The 19698-nt window shown below is 34.5% G+C and carries 16 protein-coding genes; 5 read left to right on the forward strand and 11 right to left on the reverse strand.

All coding sequences use genetic code 11. From position 1 onward, the window contains the following. Window positions 1–12 precede the first annotated feature (12 nt). From H4J70_RS11275 to H4J70_RS11325, 11 genes are all read right to left on the reverse strand, one after another. A complete protein-coding gene (locus H4J70_RS11275; protein ID WP_182251145.1) occupies window positions 13–855 on the reverse strand; it encodes a polysaccharide pyruvyl transferase family protein in 843 nt (280 codons plus the stop codon). 69 nt (window positions 856–924) lie between these two features. Beyond that, entirely contained in the window at window positions 925–1857 is a 933-nt protein-coding gene (locus H4J70_RS11280; protein ID WP_182251146.1) for a glycosyltransferase family 2 protein, read from the reverse strand. A gap of 175 nt (window positions 1858–2032) precedes the next feature. Continuing rightward, entirely contained in the window at window positions 2033–2995 is a 963-nt protein-coding gene (locus H4J70_RS11285; RefSeq protein ID WP_182251147.1) for a glycosyltransferase family 2 protein, read from the reverse strand. Beyond that, complete coding sequence (locus H4J70_RS11290; RefSeq protein ID WP_182251148.1) at window positions 2992–4536, reverse strand: oligosaccharide flippase family protein; 1545 nt, start codon at window positions 4534–4536, stop codon at window positions 2992–2994. Before H4J70_RS11290 ends, H4J70_RS11285 begins: the two co-directional genes overlap by 4 nt. A gap of 57 nt (window positions 4537–4593) precedes the next feature. Further along, the gene (locus H4J70_RS11295; RefSeq protein ID WP_182251149.1) at window positions 4594–5871 is read right to left on the reverse strand and encodes an O-antigen ligase; all 1278 of its coding nucleotides are present in this window, start codon (window positions 5869–5871) and stop codon (window positions 4594–4596) included. A gap of 3 nt (window positions 5872–5874) precedes the next feature. Then, complete coding sequence (locus H4J70_RS11300) at window positions 5875–7020, reverse strand: glycosyltransferase family 4 protein (RefSeq protein ID WP_182251150.1); 1146 nt, start codon at window positions 7018–7020, stop codon at window positions 5875–5877. A 1-nt stretch (window position 7021) separates the two neighbouring features. Then, window positions 7022–8914 carry an asparagine synthase (glutamine-hydrolyzing) gene (gene asnB, locus H4J70_RS11305; RefSeq protein WP_182251151.1) on the reverse strand — a complete coding sequence of 631 codons (1893 nt, stop codon included), beginning with the start codon at window positions 8912–8914 and terminating at the stop codon, window positions 7022–7024. A 12-nt stretch (window positions 8915–8926) separates the two neighbouring features. Further along, window positions 8927–9751, reverse strand: coding sequence for a glycosyltransferase family 2 protein (locus H4J70_RS11310; protein ID WP_182251152.1), 825 nt, complete (start codon window positions 9749–9751; stop codon window positions 8927–8929). A gap of 16 nt (window positions 9752–9767) precedes the next feature. Then, window positions 9768–11267 (reverse strand): exosortase A, encoded by a 1500-nt coding sequence (gene xrtA / locus H4J70_RS11315; protein ID WP_182251153.1) that lies wholly within the window; start codon window positions 11265–11267, stop codon window positions 9768–9770. Between the two features lie 2 nt (window positions 11268–11269). Further along, a complete protein-coding gene (locus H4J70_RS11320; protein ID WP_182251172.1) occupies window positions 11270–12121 on the reverse strand; it encodes an XrtA system polysaccharide deacetylase in 852 nt (283 codons plus the stop codon). A gap of 79 nt (window positions 12122–12200) precedes the next feature. After that, window positions 12201–13604, reverse strand: coding sequence for a TIGR03013 family XrtA/PEP-CTERM system glycosyltransferase (locus tag H4J70_RS11325; RefSeq protein WP_182251154.1), 1404 nt, complete (start codon window positions 13602–13604; stop codon window positions 12201–12203). Between the two features lie 213 nt (window positions 13605–13817). On the opposite strand from H4J70_RS11325, the gene H4J70_RS11330 reads away from it, so the two are divergent. The 5 genes from H4J70_RS11330 (at window position 13818) to H4J70_RS11350 (ending at window position 19681) form a co-directional block, all read left to right on the forward strand. After that, window positions 13818–14453, forward strand: a complete 636-nt coding sequence (locus H4J70_RS11330) for an XrtA/PEP-CTERM system exopolysaccharide export protein (RefSeq protein WP_182230736.1) — start codon at window positions 13818–13820, stop codon at window positions 14451–14453. Between the two features lie 67 nt (window positions 14454–14520). Next, window positions 14521–16119, forward strand: a complete 1599-nt coding sequence (locus tag H4J70_RS11335) for an XrtA system polysaccharide chain length determinant (RefSeq protein WP_182251155.1) — start codon at window positions 14521–14523, stop codon at window positions 16117–16119. Continuing rightward, window positions 16116–16988, forward strand: a complete 873-nt coding sequence (locus H4J70_RS11340) for an XrtA-associated tyrosine autokinase (protein WP_182251156.1) — start codon at window positions 16116–16118, stop codon at window positions 16986–16988. The genes H4J70_RS11335 and H4J70_RS11340 overlap by 4 nt, the downstream gene beginning before the upstream one ends. After that, a complete protein-coding gene (locus H4J70_RS11345; RefSeq protein WP_182251157.1) occupies window positions 16954–18552 on the forward strand; it encodes a TIGR03016 family PEP-CTERM system-associated outer membrane protein in 1599 nt (532 codons plus the stop codon). Before H4J70_RS11340 ends, H4J70_RS11345 begins: the two co-directional genes overlap by 35 nt. Before the next feature lie 4 nt (window positions 18553–18556). Further along, window positions 18557–19681: an XrtA/PEP-CTERM system-associated ATPase gene (locus H4J70_RS11350; RefSeq protein WP_182251158.1), complete on the forward strand. Its 1125-nt coding sequence runs from the start codon at window positions 18557–18559 to the stop codon at window positions 19679–19681. The last annotated feature ends 17 nt before the right edge of the window (window positions 19682–19698 follow it).

The raw sequence follows: 19698 nt of genomic DNA on the forward strand, positions 1-19698 counted from the left end.
ACTAATTATTATCTATGGGTATTTTAATTCTTTACTTTGAAATTCATGAAAGACCTCTTTCAATCTCTCTTTTTTACTATTAATAATTAGAGAATCAGAAAGCACAAAATATTTACTGTTTTTTAATTTATTTAGTTGATTTTTTGCAATCATATTTTTGAGAGAGGTTTTAAGTTTGGAGCTCATTGTGACTTCAGCATGCTCCCACAATGGAGTTAATCTAAATGGTTTATAATCTAGTTCCATCGATAAACACCAATCTTCCCATTTAAATGGAAGAATATCTTCAGCAGTAATGACGGGCAGCCAAGGAACCCTTAAAGTATCAGCGAGTATCGCACCATGCATAGCGGAGCATAGAAGTTTTTCTGATTGATGTATATTATCTAATACTCTTGTCATCGACCATTTAGGAGAAATATAATTTATTCCTATTTCTTCACAAACAAGCTGATATCGGTAAGAATCTATATCAACATGAGGCATAAATGAATAGTTATACTTTTTAACGTTCGACTCAAATTTTACAAAATCGCTTATAAGTATTGCAGGATCAGATATAGCTAAACTTTTTTCTACTCCTAAGGCTTTGGCACTTAATGGTCCTCGAACACAATGAATACTCCATTTATTTCTATTTTTGGGAATTGTTGTTCCATACCCGACCCCACTCCCTAAAATATGGTACCGATTATCACTGTCTAAACTTTCATTAATTAAAGTCCCAATACCGACAGCAATTTCATTTATATTACCTTTTGATTGCCACTCATCTCCAAATACTTTATTCCAGAACCATGGGTTTAAAACATCTCCGAAATTATTTAAGGGAGATTTATGATAGTGTAATTTCAAAATATATTTCTCTTTATTATGTTATTCACAAGCACTCACATAAAGCTGTGAGTAACAAAAAAACTATTATTAATTAAACTTCAATAATGATGAAAAAAGCTGTTTCCAGCAAGCTTTTGAGTTCGGTAAAAATCTCAAAACTCTCAATGTATAACTAAATAATCCATAAAAATCACCTTCTTCACGGAGGTAATACGCATACCCCATAAACTCTATAACTAATTTATCTTTCAATCTAGCTTTGTAGCGTTTATCAAAATAAGGGGCATTTAATTGCAACATCCTTAAATTACAAGCACCTTGGTACTTTTTCCCTAAGTTTGAAGTCGCACTATTTGGTCTTAGCCTATATCCAGCCATGCATTTATCAACAAACGCTAAATGGGAGCCTATACACAGTTTATACCAAAGCTCTTCATCTTCACCATGTGTTAAAGTTTCATCAAAAAAACCTACGTTGTTAAAATGGGATTTCCTGATCATAACTGCACCCATCCAAATAACACAAAATTTGTCAATAAAATAACCGATGGGGTCATCAAATATATATTCACATTCGAAGTTAGGAGTGCCTATTTTTTCAAAGGTTTTCTTGCAATAACCTCGGGCATCAACAAGGTTTGCTATTTCAGTGAATTGAATAAAATCACCTGTTACTATATTTATTTCTGAATTTCTTTCTAAGTACTCCACCCTTATAGCTAGACTATTATTTAACACTACATCGTCAGAATCTAAAAAGGCTATATATTCACCTTTAGCGATACCTAGTCCGGTATTTCTTGCACCGGAAACCCCTTTTTTTCTATTATTTTTGATGAACTTTATTATATTAGGAAATTTTCTTGCTATAGCGTTAACAATTTTAGGTCCATCATCTGTAGAGCCATCATCAATAACAATGATTTCATAATGTTCAATCCCATTGTCAATAATAGAAAGGATGCACTCTTCAATGTAATTTTCTGTATTATATAATGGGACTATAATTGAAAGTTTCATCTTAAATGGCCATGTGATTTATAACGTTAAAAATTTTTAATGAATACATCTTACTACCTTTGTTATTCTAAATTAAACATCATGTCATCTGTTTATTTTCTCCACAACGTTAACAGTTATAAATAAAATATTAAGCCACCTAATAACATGATGATTACATTTGTGAATAAGTATTTTATTTTGTGTATTTAATAAAATACTTTAAAATACTTTTAATTAAAAGTGAGCAAGCTAAAGATGTAACTTTAGCTTTATATCCTCTGTTCTTTTTATAAGAAATTAAAACTTGAAAAGGGGTGATATTACTAGAATGATAAAGTAACTCAGTTATTAATGTGTTTCTTTTTTTCACCAACAAAATTATATGATTGCTATTTAAGTCTTCATATTTATGCAGAATGTAATCTGTTACATCAATTTGCTTTTGCAAAGTCAGGTATTTATTTTGCGGGTGGCTAGTATTATCACTATGGTGATAAACTGTAGACAAAACTTTATTAACCGCAATATAATTATGATTAAGCGCCAAGCGAAACCAAAGTTCAAAATCTTCTGAGACGCTAAACCTTTCATTAAAGCCACCTGCTTCTATAAAGGTAGCTCTTCGTATTGCTGCTGAACACATAGGTATTAAACTACCTTCAATTAGAAACTCAGAAAAAGATTGACCAAACTGAATACAACCATCATTTTCAGTCCAAAACTCGCCTCTATCAAGAAAACGAGGTAGGTAATTATCATAACTAGCCCACGAACTATCATCTCTTACAATTACGCTGTCACCAAAAAAACAATTAATATGATTGTACCTTTCAATGGCCTTGCTAAATTCAAACAAATGCTCTTTATGGAATTCATCATCAGCATCTAAAAAACAAACAAAGTCACTATTGCTTTTTGTAACACCTAAATTACGCGCTGAACTCCTACCATTATTTTCAGTGTTAATTAGTTTAATTGATATTTTATGATTCTGGTTATTTATATAAGACTCTACAACTTGTTGGGTATTATCCGTTGAACCGTCATTTACAACAATCACCTCATGATCTTGAAATGTTTGCTCTAATGCACTGGTTAATGCACGAATAATAACTTTCTCCCCATTATAAACAGGGACTATTATTGAGAATTTCATGATTCACTCACGGTTGTGTAGTTAAAAAAGAAAAATAGGAGTTTGCTAGGTATTTTGCCGGCTAAATTTTTTGACAATACCTTTTTAAGCTCAAGTGACAACATGTATCGGGTTAAAATAAACACATAAATTAACGTACCCAAGATACAAGTTATTAGAATATTTACATAACTGTTAATTTCAAATAAGCTCGAAATTTCATATAAAATATAAAGCATACTTATGCCATATAACCAATGCTTTATTATCATTTCCCAATAACTCCAGCGGTTTAATTCAACAATGGAACATGCATAACTCACTTGTAAAAGCCTAAATACTATTGAGGAAAAAAACGTTCCAAGTGCAACACCTATTAGACCAAAATTCATCGTTAAATAGATACTTAAACATAAATTCAAAACGCCTTCATATATATTCCAATATGCAATTTTTTTGTGGGTTGCCGTTGCATAAAATAGAGGGATAGTTGCCCTTGCAGAACTTCCAAATAGCATAGTTGCAATAAATACGACTAAAACATCAAAACTCTGATGGTAGTCTTCTCCCATCCAAAGCAGAATAAACTCTTCGCCAACTAGGAACATGAAGACAGAGATAAAGGTTACTAAGGTCACACAAACTTCCGCAAAAAGTAAAAAATTCTGCCTTAGAACGTCTACTCCTTGTTTATCGTTCTGTGAAAAAACGGTCATAACACCACCGAGTAGGTTACTGACCATTTGACCTGCATAAGTAAATAAACTAAATGCAATCGCATAAGTTGTTACAAATGACAACCCAAGCATTTTGGCAATAACAAAATCATCAACTTTGCTCTTCAACAAATTGCTCGTTTCAATTACAAATGTGAATTTTCCAAACTTAAATAACTCTTTAGCGAATACTTTATCAAAATATTTTTTGCCGTAGTTGGCTTCTGGGTATATGTTAACTGCGAATAGACTAATGGCGACAAAAGCACACATTTCACAGATAAAAGTAATTAGAGCTAGCGATACTATGCCGTAATCAAAGGTTAAATAAACCACAATGAGGATTGAGCGCAATATGTTTTTAGATATTTCAATGTATGAGGCAAGATCAAACCGTAGCTTGGCACTGAGCATGCCATTAAAAACCATTAACGGTAGTGTTAAAACTGTTTTTGCACCTAGAATAATAATGAGCCAACGCATTGTCGTAACTACTTCTGAATCATTCACCAAATAAGGGGTTACATATAAAAAAACAACAACAAAAAACGCTGCTACTACACTTAATAAACAAAGCACACAAAAAGCGGTGTTAATGACTTTATTCAACATTTCTTTTTCATATAAATATCGAGCTAAGTATCTTTGTGTTGCTGACAGCAAACCAAAGTCTACTACCATGTAATAGCCCATTAAGGAGCCAACTAAAACCCATAGCCCGTACCATTTATCTCCGATAGAATGGACAATAAACGGCATCATAAAAAAACTAATTATTATGGTAATAACTAAACTAATTGTTCTTAAAATACTACCTGATAACAAGCGATTAAAGGTTGTTGACATAAATAATTCTTATATGATTTTTTAAAAGAAATAGCGTACTTATAAATAATAAACTGCTTACTTTTTAAGTCCGCTTAATTGCCTTTTCATTGTTACATTTTGGGCTACTATTATAAGCGCAATAATCCAAATGGTTATTTCTAATACCTTACTATTGGCAAATTGACTAGCGGCCATTACTCCAATCATTCCCCCGGTTAGACCGAACATTATTAACCTTAGGTCGCGGTCATGCTCTTTGTTTCTTGAAACGGATAAACCTGTTTTTATCACACTAAGAATAATGAGAAAAAACAGTGTTCCACCTATAATTCCATGGTCAGCCAACATTGTCATTGTTAAGTTATGTGAGCCGCGCAATGCTCCTGCTGCAGTGTTAGTTAAATACTTTTGATCAATATACACAGGGCTTAATAGCAGTGTTGTGCGGTGCCCATTACCTATTAACATATTCTCATTAAACATTTCTATTTGGGCATTAATAATAACCATTCTTGACTGCGCGCTGATATCCACTTCCTCAGCACTTTCAGCTTCTGTAATAGACGCTATTCTTTGAACAATTAAATCTATTGAAACAAATGTTAAAGCTATTACTACAACAGCCCCCCATTTTATTAACCTCCCCCTAAATTCTTTTGCAGAAAACAAGATTAAAAACAAACCTGTTACTGCTAATGCTCCTATCGCGCCACGACTGCCCGACATAATAATTAAGTTGCCGGCAAAGGCTAATGGTATAAGTAGCCAGTATTTCTTTTTAACAGCACCACTAAGGAATAAAAATGCTCCGGCAACCACTATAGGAATAACGTGTATCGCGAGTAAATTTGAGTCATTTATGCTCGGTAAGCCAGCACGTTCAAACCTACCGCCGGCATGTGTTTGTAATGCCGTAAAACCAATGTAAGCACAGCCAATAAGGTTCGCTATAATGACCATAACAAGTTTTTCTTTAGTATTGATTATTGTTATCAATAAAAAATACAAAATAAGAAGTTTTACTAATAATATAAAGTAAACTTGATGCCAGCCTGTACTTAACACAAAAGGAAATTGAAGCCCCACAAATACCAAAAAGGCTATCAGTAATTTTGTTTCTTTAAACTTGAGCCAGTCACCTTTATTTTTTTCATGAATAAACACACTGATTAACGTTAATACCGCAACAATTAATGTCCATCTTATTTCAGGTAAAAAGCTACCCCAATATTTGCCAGGGGGGTGCATATAAAAACAAAAAAAATAAAGCAAAATTCCTGCTAAAGGTTTTTTCAAGGTAAATAGCGACCCAACCATAAAAACAAGAACAAACCCAATAGCAGTAATTGGCATAAATTATCTCTTAATCTCAGGGTTAGCAGCTTTAAATAACTCAACTACTCGCTTGGCATTTTCTTGCCAAATAAATTGTTTGTCTAACACACTCGTTTTAACTGCGCTGCGCATTTCATTTAGTTCATTAATATGTTCAATGGCATACACCAGCTTTTCAATAAATGACGCTTGATCACCCTTTTCAAAAAACAATGCTGTATCGTCACTTAATATCTCTCGTATGTTTGGGCAGTCTGGTGCAATAATGACACTACCCACAGCCATATATTCAAACATTTTAAGGGGTGATGCATATGCAGTAACATCTGGCTGTAAAGCAATATCGAATTGCTGAACATAGTCTAATACTTTATCACGAGTTACTAAGCCGGCGAATTCAATTTTATCGGCTATACCTAACTCTTTCGCTAATGCTTTTAGTTCAGGTAAAATATTGCCATCGCCAACGCAAATAAGCTTTAGCGGTAGGTTTTTATGCTTAGCTATAGCTTCAATGGCTTTGTCCATACCATGCCATGGGTGAATAAAACCGGTAAAGCCGATAACAATTTCTTTTTTATTGTTTGCTATTGGTTTGGCTAACATTTCATCTATAAATTGCTGATTAACGCCATTATGAATAACGGTGATATTTTGCTCTTTAACGCCAACTTTTCTTAAGTGATCGGCAAGTACATCGGTAACAGGTAAGGTATGAGTAGCGTTTTTCCACGTATAGTTTTCTATCCACTTTGCAAACTTAACTAATGCTAAACCACTATAGGTTTTTCGCTCATAAACTAACGGAGCATTTACTTCTAAAATTAGGGGAATGTTAAATAGCTTACTTGCCCAAATGCCCGCAGGTTGGAAAAGGTTGTAGCGTTCATAAATAAATTCAGGTTTGAATTGTTTAATCGCAATAACAAGTTTGATGAATATCCAAAGACTATAAGAAAGCTCTAATAATTCATATAGCGCTCTTGGGAGTAATTTTTTTAGTTTAGTTACAAAACCGCCATCGTGACCAAAGTCACTGTTTTCGTTTAATGATGGGGCTACAAACTTTAGTTCGTTACCTTGCTCTATGAAGGCGTTTGTTAGCTCTTCTACGTGAACAAACTGGCCGTCTTTTGAGGCGATTCGGTGGTGGTAAAGTATTTTCATTTCAATTTTGTTCTTTTTTTAAGAATGATGCTAATACAAGTAGTGCCCATATCAGTACGCCGTTATTAATGGTTCGAGCTTGGTGAGCTTCAATAGTTGCTTTTAATTCATTTATATTAAAAATATTTAGCGATACTAGCGGTTTTGATAAAATTCTTTTTTCCAAGGTTGCCTGTGGTATTTGTCTTATCCATTCATCTAATGGTGAGGTAAAGCCCATTTTTTTTCGTTCTAATACAAAGTTAGGTAGTAATCCTTTCAATGAATTTGCCAGTACTTTTTTAACTTGTTGACCTTTTAGGTTTAGTTTTTCATTTAATCCTAAGCCCCATTCTACCAATTTATAATCTAAGAAAGGCACTCTAACTTCTAATGAACAAGCCATACTTGCTCGGTCTACTTTCGTTAGAATATCACCGGGTAAGTAGGTTTTAAAATCAATATATTGAACTTGTTTTACTGGGCTTAAATTATTAACTTCTTCTGCTAACGATTTAAATTGATTTAAAGCACTGTAACCCGCCAACTGACTTTTAAACTGATAAGAATATAACTTATCCAAAGTATTCTTATCAGATAAAGACATTGCGTTGTAAAAACTGGTGATAGGGTCACTTGCTAGTGCTTTAAAAGTAGATTTTGCCCGTAAAAAACGTGGCGCTTTATCAAGCTTCGGGTAATGTTGAGCCAAAAGTGTAAAAATGGGTTTAGTTAGTTTATTTACAAAAATAGAACGAAGTTTTTCTTCAAAATTTAACATTTGATAATTGCGGTAACCAAAAAACAATTCGTCGCTGCCATCACCCGAAAGCGCTACTTTCACTTTCTCTCGTGTTACTTTACTTAATATCAAGGTAGGAATAGCTGAGTTATCAGCAAAAGGCTCGTCAAAGGTATTTACAACGAGATCGACCATTGATAAGTCGTTTACTGATACATTAGTCGTCGAATGCTTAGTCTTAAAATGCTGAGAAACTTTTTCAGCAAAAAAAGACTCATCATACTTTGAAAGATCGAAGCCAATTGAACTCGTTATAATAGGTTCAGCACTTAGTTGGCTCATAAAAGCAACAATAGCAGACGAGTCTAATCCTCCCGACAGAAAAGCGCCTAGCGGCACATCGGCCATCATTCTGTCTTGTACTGTTTGACTTAAGTGGGCGTGTACATCATCAATATTATAATTTTTTGTATTGCTTGTTATATGGTCTTTTAAATCCCAGTAAGCTTTATTTATAAACAGCTCAGGCGAGTTTTGATCTAAAAGAATATAGTGCCCAGGCAGTAACTTGTTTATGGCTAAATAGATAGATTTTGGCTCTAAAATATAACCAAGAGACATGTAATCTTCTATTGATTTTAAATTAATATTTAGCGGTATTTGAAGATGTTTTTTTAATGCTTTTATTTCTGAAGCAAAAACAATTTGGTTGTCAGGCGTTTTTGCCCAATGAAGTGGCTTAATACCAAGTCTGTCTCTTGCTGCAAACATTTGCTTTGTATTTTTATCAAAAAGAACGAAAGCAAACATACCATTGAGTTTCTCTACACACTGGGTGTGCCATTCTAGCCAAGCATTTACAATAACTTCGGTATCGCTGTTCGTATTAAACTTATAACCTAAAGCTATTAGCTCGTTACGTAGCGCTTTATAATTATAAATTTCTCCGTTGTAAGTTATGCCAACGGTATTGGTTTGATCAAATAAGGGTTGCTCTCCGCCTTCTAAATCAATTATTGCCAAACGTGTATGCGCTAAAGCAATACCATTGGCAATATAACTCCCATTTCCATCTGGTCCACGGTGAGTTTGGCTTTTGTTCATTTGTTCTACGGTATTTTTGTCTATATCAAATAAATGATCATGATGAAAAATAGCAACAACACCGCACATTTATCTGTAAACCTAACTAAATCTATTTAATCGTTTGTAAAGGTTGGTTAAACCCCAGAAATATTTATGCTTATTCATTAGATAAAAAAGTCCTTTTAAATGAGAAAAATGAAACATTGAAAGCTTGAAACCACGAGACAACTCTTGGGCGTCATGAATGACTTTAGCTGAAGGAATATAAGTAATTTTAAAACCGTTTTCCCAAACACGTAAACAATAATCTACGTCTTCTGGTGAATAGAATATATTCTCATCAAACAAGCCGATTTTATCAACCGCCTCTTTCGTTAACAACCAACAGGCTGAAATGGCATAGTCTACATTTGTAGGTATAGTAGTTGACTGTAATGCATGTGGTTTTGATTCAATTTTTTTCAAAAATAAGAAACGCTTTAACTTATGAATAAGCGTTGGAAATACGTCGCAAGACAATTGAAAATTACCACTATTGTAAGAAAGTCTTGGTACGGCCATACCCACATCTTTGTTAGCTTCTAAGTAAGTAATTAAGCTTTTTATGGCATCGTGGTTAATATAAGCATCAGAATCTAATACTAAAACAAATTTTCCTTTGGCTTTTTTTAATGCGGCATTTCTAGAATAGGTAGTACCTGTGTTTTCACTAAAAAAGATAGGTTTAATTAACTCTGAATGTGATTCTTGATATTTATTCTCATATTGTTTAATTAACTCTACACTGCCATCTTTTGAGCCATTGTCTACAATAAAAACTTCACTTTCTTCATCAAATTTTAAAAGCGAACTTATTAGTTCGTCTAAACAACGTTGTATTGGGTTAACAGAATTATAAGAAAGAATAACGGTAGAAATGAGCATAATGTAATATAATCCCTTATTTAGCCAAAGTTAGCTGTTGTTTAATATCAAAAAAGTGCTGAAACATAAATAAATCTAATTGTTTATCTGCTTCGTGCTTACTCGCTGAAGACAATACAATAACCTCTCCGCCAAAGTCAGTCATCATTATTTTATTCATAAGTTGTAATAACTTAAATTTAATTTTATTTGCTGATAAAATACTATTTACTTTATATATAACCCTAACCTTACGCTCTTGGCCTTGCATGTTTACAATAGTAAAAGAGCTATAAGGTATTAGCTCACCCTTTGCAGTTGTTATTTCATTAGCTGAAATGCTTTTAATTGACCAGAAATCAACATCAAACAATCTGTTTTTATAACTGATAATTTCTTTATCATCAGTTTCATAAAGGTATTTAGCGACAAATATATCGATATTACTTTCGGTTGATGATGAGATATAAGTAGCATCGGCATCAGGAAAGGTTGGCATCCAATTATGATTAAACTTAGTAAGAATCATTGAGCTCAAAGGAGAATGAGAAGCCGATTTATTGATTTGCTGAGAAGACAGTTCAGCTATATGATTTTCATATTTATACTTTAATACGGGACCAATAAGTAAAAATGATAAAGCTATAGCGATGAAGGGTAATGAAGGAAACTTTTGAGAAGCGCATTTCTCGTTGGTGTTAATGGGCTTTTCTATTTCGTTTATTGGATCCGACATATAGTAGCCGATGATAAATAGAACAACTAAAATAATACTGAAAAACACACCACCATAAACGAAGTGATCAAAACCTACGGCGGCTTGCATGTTAGACAAATGGCCAATAAGTATCATTAAAAAAGCTCTAAGACCATTACCTACGATAGAAACAATACAACAGAGCAATACAAATAGTATTTGCTTATATAATTTACTAAAATTTAGGTAAGAATATAAAACACCAATGGTAATTGTTGAAATCAAAAAGCGTATACCACTACATGCTTCTGCAACAAGAAAGTTTCCATTAGGTATTTGTATGTACATACCGTCTCGAAATACTGGTATTCCAAAGACTTTAATCATAAAAACAGATATGTCGGCAGTAATAAACTGCAGATAAGGGATTAAAAAATCCCCAATAGGAATTGAAAGGTATAAAAATGATAAAGGAAATTTTAACGATAGTACTATTTTCCAGCCAAAAAAGGCCCATGTTAAAACAATGAATAAACTGAATAGGGCAAATTGCTCAACAACATTAATATAAGATAAAGCACTAATAAACCAAAAAAATGAAGTTAAACCAACAAAGAACAGTGCTAATACAGAAGGTTGAGTGCCTACTTTTGCAAGCAAGTGTTTTTTGCGATACACCAACCATAAAACGATGGGTAAAATTAAAAAACCATGCCCATAGGTATTAGAGCTTTGCCAAATATCAATAAGTTTACTAAAAGAGCTATTAAAAGCAAAAAACATGCATAATATTATGCCACTGGTGAGTGAAACATTAGTAACAAACTTATTGTTTAGCATAGTTAAGTCATTCCATTTTCTTTGGTATTTTTATTTAAATAAACACTCTTCATTGTGTCCCACTGATAATCCTTTAGCAGTCGTTCTAATTTACCTTCCATACGCGACAAATTTATGTAGTGCCTGAACTTTGATTTGAGTGGTGCGTCTTTCACCCTTGGTTGGTCAGGGTCTATCTCCCAAGGATGAAAATAAAAGCTGTAAGGTTTTTGTTCCTGTTGGTGGAATTTATCAATACGTTTCTTAGAAAGCCAATATGGATATAAACGAAAATAACCGCCACCACCAATACCTGTATTGATATTATTCTTACGCAGGGTTGGTATGGGTATTTCAATTATTTTTTGTCCACCAAAGCTTTCTGAACGTTCATGTATAAAACGAGGCCAATTCGGCACCCCATATAAGTCGTGTTGAATGGGATAAGTACTCGAGCTATATTGGAAGCCTAATTCAATTAATTTTTCATAAACCCATGTATTAGTATCATTAAGTGAAAAACTTGGCGCACGATAACCTATAACTTCAGTGCCAGACAATTGTTCTAAAATATTTTTACTCTTTACAACATCAGTAACAAAATCGTCTTTACTCATTTCAGTGATACGTTGATGTGCAAAACCATGGCTGGCTAATTCATGTCCTTGGTCAACTATCGCTTTAATCAAGTTAGGGCAACGTTCTGCGACCCAACCTAGTGTAAAAAAAGTACTTTTGACACCATGTTTTTCAAATAATTCAAGTAACCGATAAGTATTGTGTTCGACACGTAAAGGTGTTTTTTCCCAATCGGTTTTAGCAATAGTATTTTCAAACGCAGATACGTGAAAGTAATCTTCAACATCGACTGTCATCGCATTAATAATTTGGCTCACAAATATAACCCTTGTTCCAATATAATATTACTCACAGCAAGTAGAAAAAGCATTTTATTTATCTTCCTTTACCAAACAAAACAATTTCAACCGTTCTAATTAAAATTAATAAGTCCAACATAAAGCTACGGTGCTTAATATAATACAAGTCATATTTAAGCTTTTCTAATGAATCTTCTTCTGTTGAACCATAAGGGTACTTTAATTGTGCCCAGCCTGTTAATCCTGGCTTAACATTATGACGTTCGTTGTAGTAAGGTAAGTTTTTAATAAGCTGCTGAACAAATTCAGGACGCTCAGGACGCGGGCCAACAAAGCCCATATCTCCACGTATTACATTGAGTATCTGTGGTAATTCGTCGACACGGTATTTACGAATGAATTTACCAATAGATGTCGTGCGGTCATCATTTTCAGAAGCCATTTGCGCACCATTTTTCTCCGCATCGATTCGCATACTTCTAAATTTATAAATATTAAAAGCTTGTCCATCTAAGCCAACGCGCTCTTGCAGATAAAAGATAGGGGCTTTCATCCCTTCGTCTAATTTAATAAGAATGGCTGTTATTAGCATAACTGGCCAAGTAACTAAGGTTAAAGCAATAGCAATAGCCGCGTTAAAAACCCAATCTAAGGTATTGCGTAAATGGTTGCCTGAAGCAAAACCATTTGAATAGATCACCCAACTTGGATAAATAAGGTTTACGGCAATTTGGCCTGTTTCACGCTCGATAAAATCGAGAATTTCGGTAATTTCTACACCACGTATTTTACAGGCAAAAAGTTCATCAACCGGTAAATTATCGCGGCGTTCATCGCTGGCAACAACAATTTCGTCGATACCATGCTCTAGTGCATAATTCACCAATGAACCTTCTAATGCAATACGGTTTTCGTTGACGATACCTGTTTCGGTGTCACCTGGCATAATAACAAAGCCATGCATGTAAAACCCTTGCCTGTCGACATCTCGACGCATGCGTTTTTCAATGATAGAGGCTCTGTCGCCAGCGCCAAGTACTAACACTACCCGCTTACTAAAGCCAAAAAAGTCCACTTGCAGGGTAAAATAACGAAAAGCACTATCAATAATAAGACTAAATAATGCAGCAATTGCAAGTAATTCAATTTTTAAGGCGTGTTGACCATATAAGGGATTGATTAAGGTGACAATAAAGAAGCCAATCGCTACTGAAACAAGCAAACGCCTGACAATACCACGGTAATTTTCACGTAGCTTCGAGTTGTATAAACCTAAGGCTAATAACGATAGTTGCACAACAAGAGCAAAAACAATCGCACAAATAGCCAATAAATTAGTAGGGATATTTTGATGCTCGACAAATAAAAACAAGCTATTTAAATAGACGGTCAGTAATAATGAACCCGCGAAAAAAATCAGTTCAATAATAACTAAAGATTTACTACCCGAAGATAGATCTCGAAACTTTGGGCTAGACATATGAATTAATTATTCCCTTTATTATTAATAGATTCAACTTGTTCATTTATGATTTTTAGTAAAAAACACCCAAAACATAAGCGTGTAAGATAATAGCAATAATCATAAGTTTTTTACACCTATTAAATGTTGTGCAACCTTTGTAAAAATCACATACAATCAGATAGCTTAGTATCAATTTAATAAATTCGATGTATAAAGAAGGTTATAACCATGGAAAAGAATATGCTCGGTCAACTAAAAACAGCAATACTACTAACTATAGCTTATGTTATTTCAGGTTGTAGTACATTAACCTTACCACCAGCAACCATACACCAATCGAATACGGTTGATGTTAGCACTTATAAATATTTAATTGGTGCCGGTGATGTTGTTAATATATTCGTATGGCGTAACCCTGAAGTTTCAGGCACATTTGTTGTGCGTCCCGACGGCATGATAACCACCTCTTTAGTTGAAGATATACCTGTATCAGGCAAAACACCTACCGAACTCGCTCGAACTATTGAAGAAATTCTAGCAACTTACTTGAGAGAGCCCGTAGTTACCGTAACCGTAAATAATTTTGTTGGCCCATTTAGTGAGCAGATACGTGTTATTGGTGAAGCTGCAGAACCTAAGTCAATCAATTATATTCAGCAAATGACATTACTCGATGTAATGATTCAGGTCGGTGGCTTAACTGAATTTGCTGATGGTAATGATGCTATTTTAGTAAGAGTGGAAAATGGCAAACAAAAACAATATGAAATTTATATTGAAGACTTAATTAAGAATGGCGAGATAGCGGCTAACGTTGACGTTTTGCCAGGTGATATAATTGTTATCCCTGAAACTTGGTTTTAGTTTTAGTTTTAGTTAAATAAGAAAACAATCGCCTATTTTATTAATTGCCTGTATTTAGAGGTCAGGAATGCAAGAAACACTTGAACAAATTTTAGATTATTTAAAAGGTATGTGGATAAAACGCCGCTATCTTATGATTGCTACTTGGCTTATTTGCCCTTTAGGTTGGTTCGCCGTTTCACAGCTACAAGATATTTATGAATCAGAAGCGCGAGTATTTGCCGATACTCAATCTATTTTAGGTCCTTTGTTAAGAGGGATGACGGTTGAGTCGAATCCTGATGTACAAATCAGCTTAATGGTAAAAACATTGCTCAACCGCCCAAATTTAGAGCGTATTGCTCGGATGACCGATCTAGATGTTCAAGCTAATACCCCGCAACAATTTAATAACTTAATTGAAAGATTAAACAAGGGTATTTCAATTAAAAAGACTGGTGGCAGCAGACAAAACATTTTCAATATTACGTTCTCTGATACAGACCCAGCAATGGCACGCGATGTTGTGCAAGCGGTTATCACGGTGTTTATTGAAACGACTCGAGGTGAAAATCGTCGGGATTCTGATTCTGCACAAAAATTTCTTGATAGCCAAATTAATGAATACGAAAATCGCTTATTAAAAGACGAAGCCAGGTTAACTAATTTTAAACAGAAATACAGTGAAGTGCTGCCTAACCAGTACGGTGGTTATTACCAAAAGCTAAATAACTCAAAAGAACAATTAAAAACTATTGAACTGATTTTACTAGAAACAAAAACACAATTAGCTGGCTCAAAAGCTAAATTGACACAATCTTCAACGTCAGAATCTAATCAGCAAAATAATATTGTTGATTCGAACAGCATAAAAACGACTTTTGATGACCGTATTGCTGAGTTAGAAGGACAATTAGATTCACTACAGCTTAGATATACCGAGCAACATCCTGATGTGAAAGAAGTTCAACGTCGCCTTGAGCATTTATCAAAGAAAAGAGATGATGAAATTGAACAGTATTTAACAAGCAGTAATGATGCAGGTAGTGACTACACGCCAATAAGTCAGAACCCAGTAATTCAAGATATTCAAATTCAAGTGAATCAACTTGAAGGACAAGTTGCTTCAATGGAAGTAAGAGCTAATAATTACAGAAATACTGTCAGAGATCTTGAAAACAAAATTCATACTTTGCCTGAAATCGAAGCAGAATTAGTGGCACTTAATCGCGGCTACGATATTACTAAAAAACAATATGAAGACTTGCTACAACGTAAAGAAAAAGCACAAATAGGTCAGTCAGCTAACGAAACGACCAGTAAAATAAATTTCAAAGTGATTGATCCTCCTCGTGCACCTTTACAACCTACAGGTCCTAAAAGGTATCTATTTTATGTAGTTGTTACCTTTTTAGGGGTAGGTGTTGGATTGGGATTTTCCTTTTTATTCAGTCAAATTAACCCTGTTGTAACTTCGAGCAGCCAAGTAGCTCGGGCAACGGGCATTCCTATTTTTGGTATTGTTTCGGCTACTGAAAATTTAGGTCTACAAAGTAAAGATAAACGTAAAACAATACTGTTTTTTGTCTCTAACAGCTTATTAATTTTAATATTATGCTTTTTTATCGCTTATTCGTTATTTCCGGATGCAATACAAGCGCCAATACATAGGATTTTTAATTTATGAGTACCATAGAAAAAGCACTCGCTAAACAAAAGATGGCTCAACAAGACAAAGCACCGGCTGTTACTGACAATGTAACGATTGATAAACCAACTAAAACCGTTGATAGCTCGACAGCTCCAGTAAATTCTGAAAATAATGATGTTTTAGTGCTTAATAAGAATGATCTTGAAAGTCGTGGTTTCTTAATCGATAACGGTACCAGAAAAAGTATTAAAGATGAGTTTCGTCAAATTAAACGTAAGCTCTTAAATAATGCCTTTGGCTCAGGCTCTAAAACGCTTAAAAACAGTAATTTGGTTATGATAAGTAGCTCTAAACCAAATGAAGGCAAAACTTTTATCTCAATAAACTTAGCGCTCAGTATTGCTTTAGAACAAGATAAAACAGTGTTATTAATTGACGCCGATGTTCTACGCCCAAGCATAAATAGAGAATTAGGTTTTAAGCAAGTCCCCGGCTTGATTGAATACTTACTGGGTGAGAAGCAGGATATTTCTGAAATAATTTACAGTACCAATATTGATAAGCTTAAAATAATACCTGCAGGTGAACCTCATCATCTTTCTAATGAATTACTCGCCAGTGACCGTATGGAGTCTTTAGCTAAAGAACTTGCAGAGCGCTACCCTGACCGTATTGTAATATTTGACTGTCCACCGTTAATTGGTGTTACAGAAACGATGGTCTTAGCCAACTTAATGGGCCAAGCGCTGGTCGTAGTTGAAGAATCAAAAACGCTCTTAGCAGATATTCAAAAAGCGACAGAAAACCTCAACGAAGATTTAGCACTGGGTTTAGTGCTAAACAAAGCAATCAGATCTCACAAGGATATGTATGGCTATTATGGTTATGGATACGGCACTAAATAAGACAGTATTAGCTGCAGCAATCTTTGCCATTTTATCTGCAAATACTTTCGCAGGGGAATGGCAGTTTACACCACAGTTGATTATTGATGAAACCTATACAGATAATGTTAATTTATCTGTTAACGACACAACAGCAAGTTTAGTTAGTCAAACAGGTGTTGAATTAAGTACGCTGTTTTCATCAAAAAAATTAGATTTTACTTTTGATGCAAAAAGTCTTTATGCAATGTACACCCATGACCATGATACCGATGATGACTATCATACATTGGACAGTTCTTTTCGCTTAAAGCTAGGTCCTAAAGGACTTTCTTTAATCGGTAGTGCTGCAATATCAAACCAAGCACGTAATAATTCCAGTAATGCGCTTGCAGATATTGTTTCTGGTGACACTATTAGAGTTGAAAATTATTCGGGTGGTTTTCAGTACACGATTAATAATAGTGACTTTATTGTTGGTTCGGGTATTCAATACCAAACAACTAAATCACAAGACGGTATAGGTGAACGAGAAGGCTATGCAGTACAGTTTTTGAGTAAAAATGGCTCTGCTGCTCGAAATGTATATTGGGATGCGTCATCTGAATATTCTGATGCGACTAATCAAGGCCGAGACGGACAGTTATTCAAAGGCGAAGTTAAAATCGGTTTGATTACGGGTTATAAGATAACTCCGTTTATACGATATTATGATGAAACTAATGAAGGTGATCTTGTTAATAATAGTTCATCACTTGAGTCAGACTCTTATGGCGGCGGCTTACGCTGGTTAATAAGCCCTAGGCTCCTATTAGACCTATCTTATAACACACCTACTGGTACTCAGCTAGACCTCGATGGTAAAGAACAACAAGACTATGCTGCGGCCACAATTCGCTGGGAGCCTAGTCAAAGAACGACCTTAATAGTTGATTACGGCCAACGCTTTTACGGAGAAAGTTATGGATTTGACTTTGTACATAAAAACAAGCGTTTAACCAATACCATTACTTATGTTGAAGAGGTTAAAGCATTTACCCGTAATAATTATGAAAGTGTCGCCTTAGGTAGCTTTTGGTGTCCACAAGGCGACATAACTGACTCTTCAAGTTGTTTTGTCAATAATAATGATAATATCGATTTTGATAATTATCAGCTAGTCAACTTAAATGATTTTGTTTTAGTGGAAGATTTGGGCCTTTCATTAAACAAAGAGTTACTGTGGTCTTCAGAATTAGCACTACCGCGAACCACTTTCAGCGTTGAGCTATCAAAATTGACCCGTGAAAATTTAAATACCCGTACCCAAGATGAAAATAAAAAAGCATCATTTGCGATTAAACGCAAAGTGAGTGGTAAATCAAATATAAATTTCATGCTTGAATATACTGACACCCACTATTTACTTGCACAAGATAATGGCCGTCAAGATCGCTACCGACGTTATAGTCTTGAGTATGACAAATCCTTAAATAGTAAACTAACTGTTAAATTAGGTGTAAGCCATCTTAACCGCAGTTCTACGACGCAATCATTCAATTATGAGGAAGACAGAATCACCCTCAAATTCAGTAAAGGTTTTTAGCAGTATGTACGAAAATTATTATGGTTTTAAAGAGCGTCCTTTTCAGTTAAGTCCCGACCCACGTTTCTTTTTCGCGTCAAGCAATCACCAAAGAGCAATGTCTTATTTACAATATGGTTTAGATCAAGGCGAAGGCTTTATCGTAGTTACTGGGCCTATAGGCACGGGTAAAACAACAATAGCGCGTAACCTTTTAAACAATATTGCTGACGATTCAATTGTTGCCGCTCAACTTGTCACGACTAAGCTCGACCCGCAGGAATTACTTGAACTTGTTGCTTTTGAATTTAAGATCTCGGTTAAAGGTAAAAGTAAAGCTGAGTTACTACAGTCAATTGAACAGTTTCTTATTGATTTGAATCGCCAAGGTAAGCGCGCTTTGTTGATTGTTGATGAAGCACAAAATTTGCCGATAGAAACTGTTGAAGAACTGCGCATGTTATCTAATTTTCAACTGGATAATAAGCCATTGATACAAAGTTTTCTTCTCGGACAAGAAGAACTTAAAGATATTATTCAAGCGCCTAATATGGAGCAATTTCGTCAACGTATCATTGCATCTGCGCATTTAAAACCACTGACTAGTGACGAAGTTAAAGAATATATTAATCATAGATTGCAGCAAGCAGGTTGTATTAAAGAGGCACTTTTCTCAGATGAAGGCTTTAATGTTATTCATGAAAAAACTTTAGGCGTTCCCAGAAAAATCAATATTTTTGTTGACCGTTTATTATTGTTTGGATTTTTAGAAGAGCTAGCTTGTATTGATGTTGACGCAATTAACGAAGTCGCGTTAGAGATGCAAGTAGAGTTAACCGGTTCACTGCATAAAGTACAATTAGCCAGTAATGAACCTAGCCAGGCAAGCGCACAGCTCATCGTTAATTCAACTGAAAATGTTGAAAACATGAAAGAAATATTAAGAGAAGTAGAAGAGATATTAGAGTCGTCGATTAAGCAGAAAATTAAAATGGCGCGTTATGTTGATAAACTCCTTAAACAGAAGAGTCGTTTATATGCTGAAAGTAATATCGATGAAAGTATTGAAGCCAACTCAGAGCTAACGGCTGACACAATTGCCGATACTGATTCTGATTCTGAACGAAGTAGTGAAAACGATAAGAGTTAACATCCTTATTTAATGGA

Source organism: Colwellia sp. BRX8-9, assembly GCF_014077245.1.
GTDB lineage: Bacteria > Pseudomonadota > Gammaproteobacteria > Enterobacterales > Alteromonadaceae > Colwellia_A.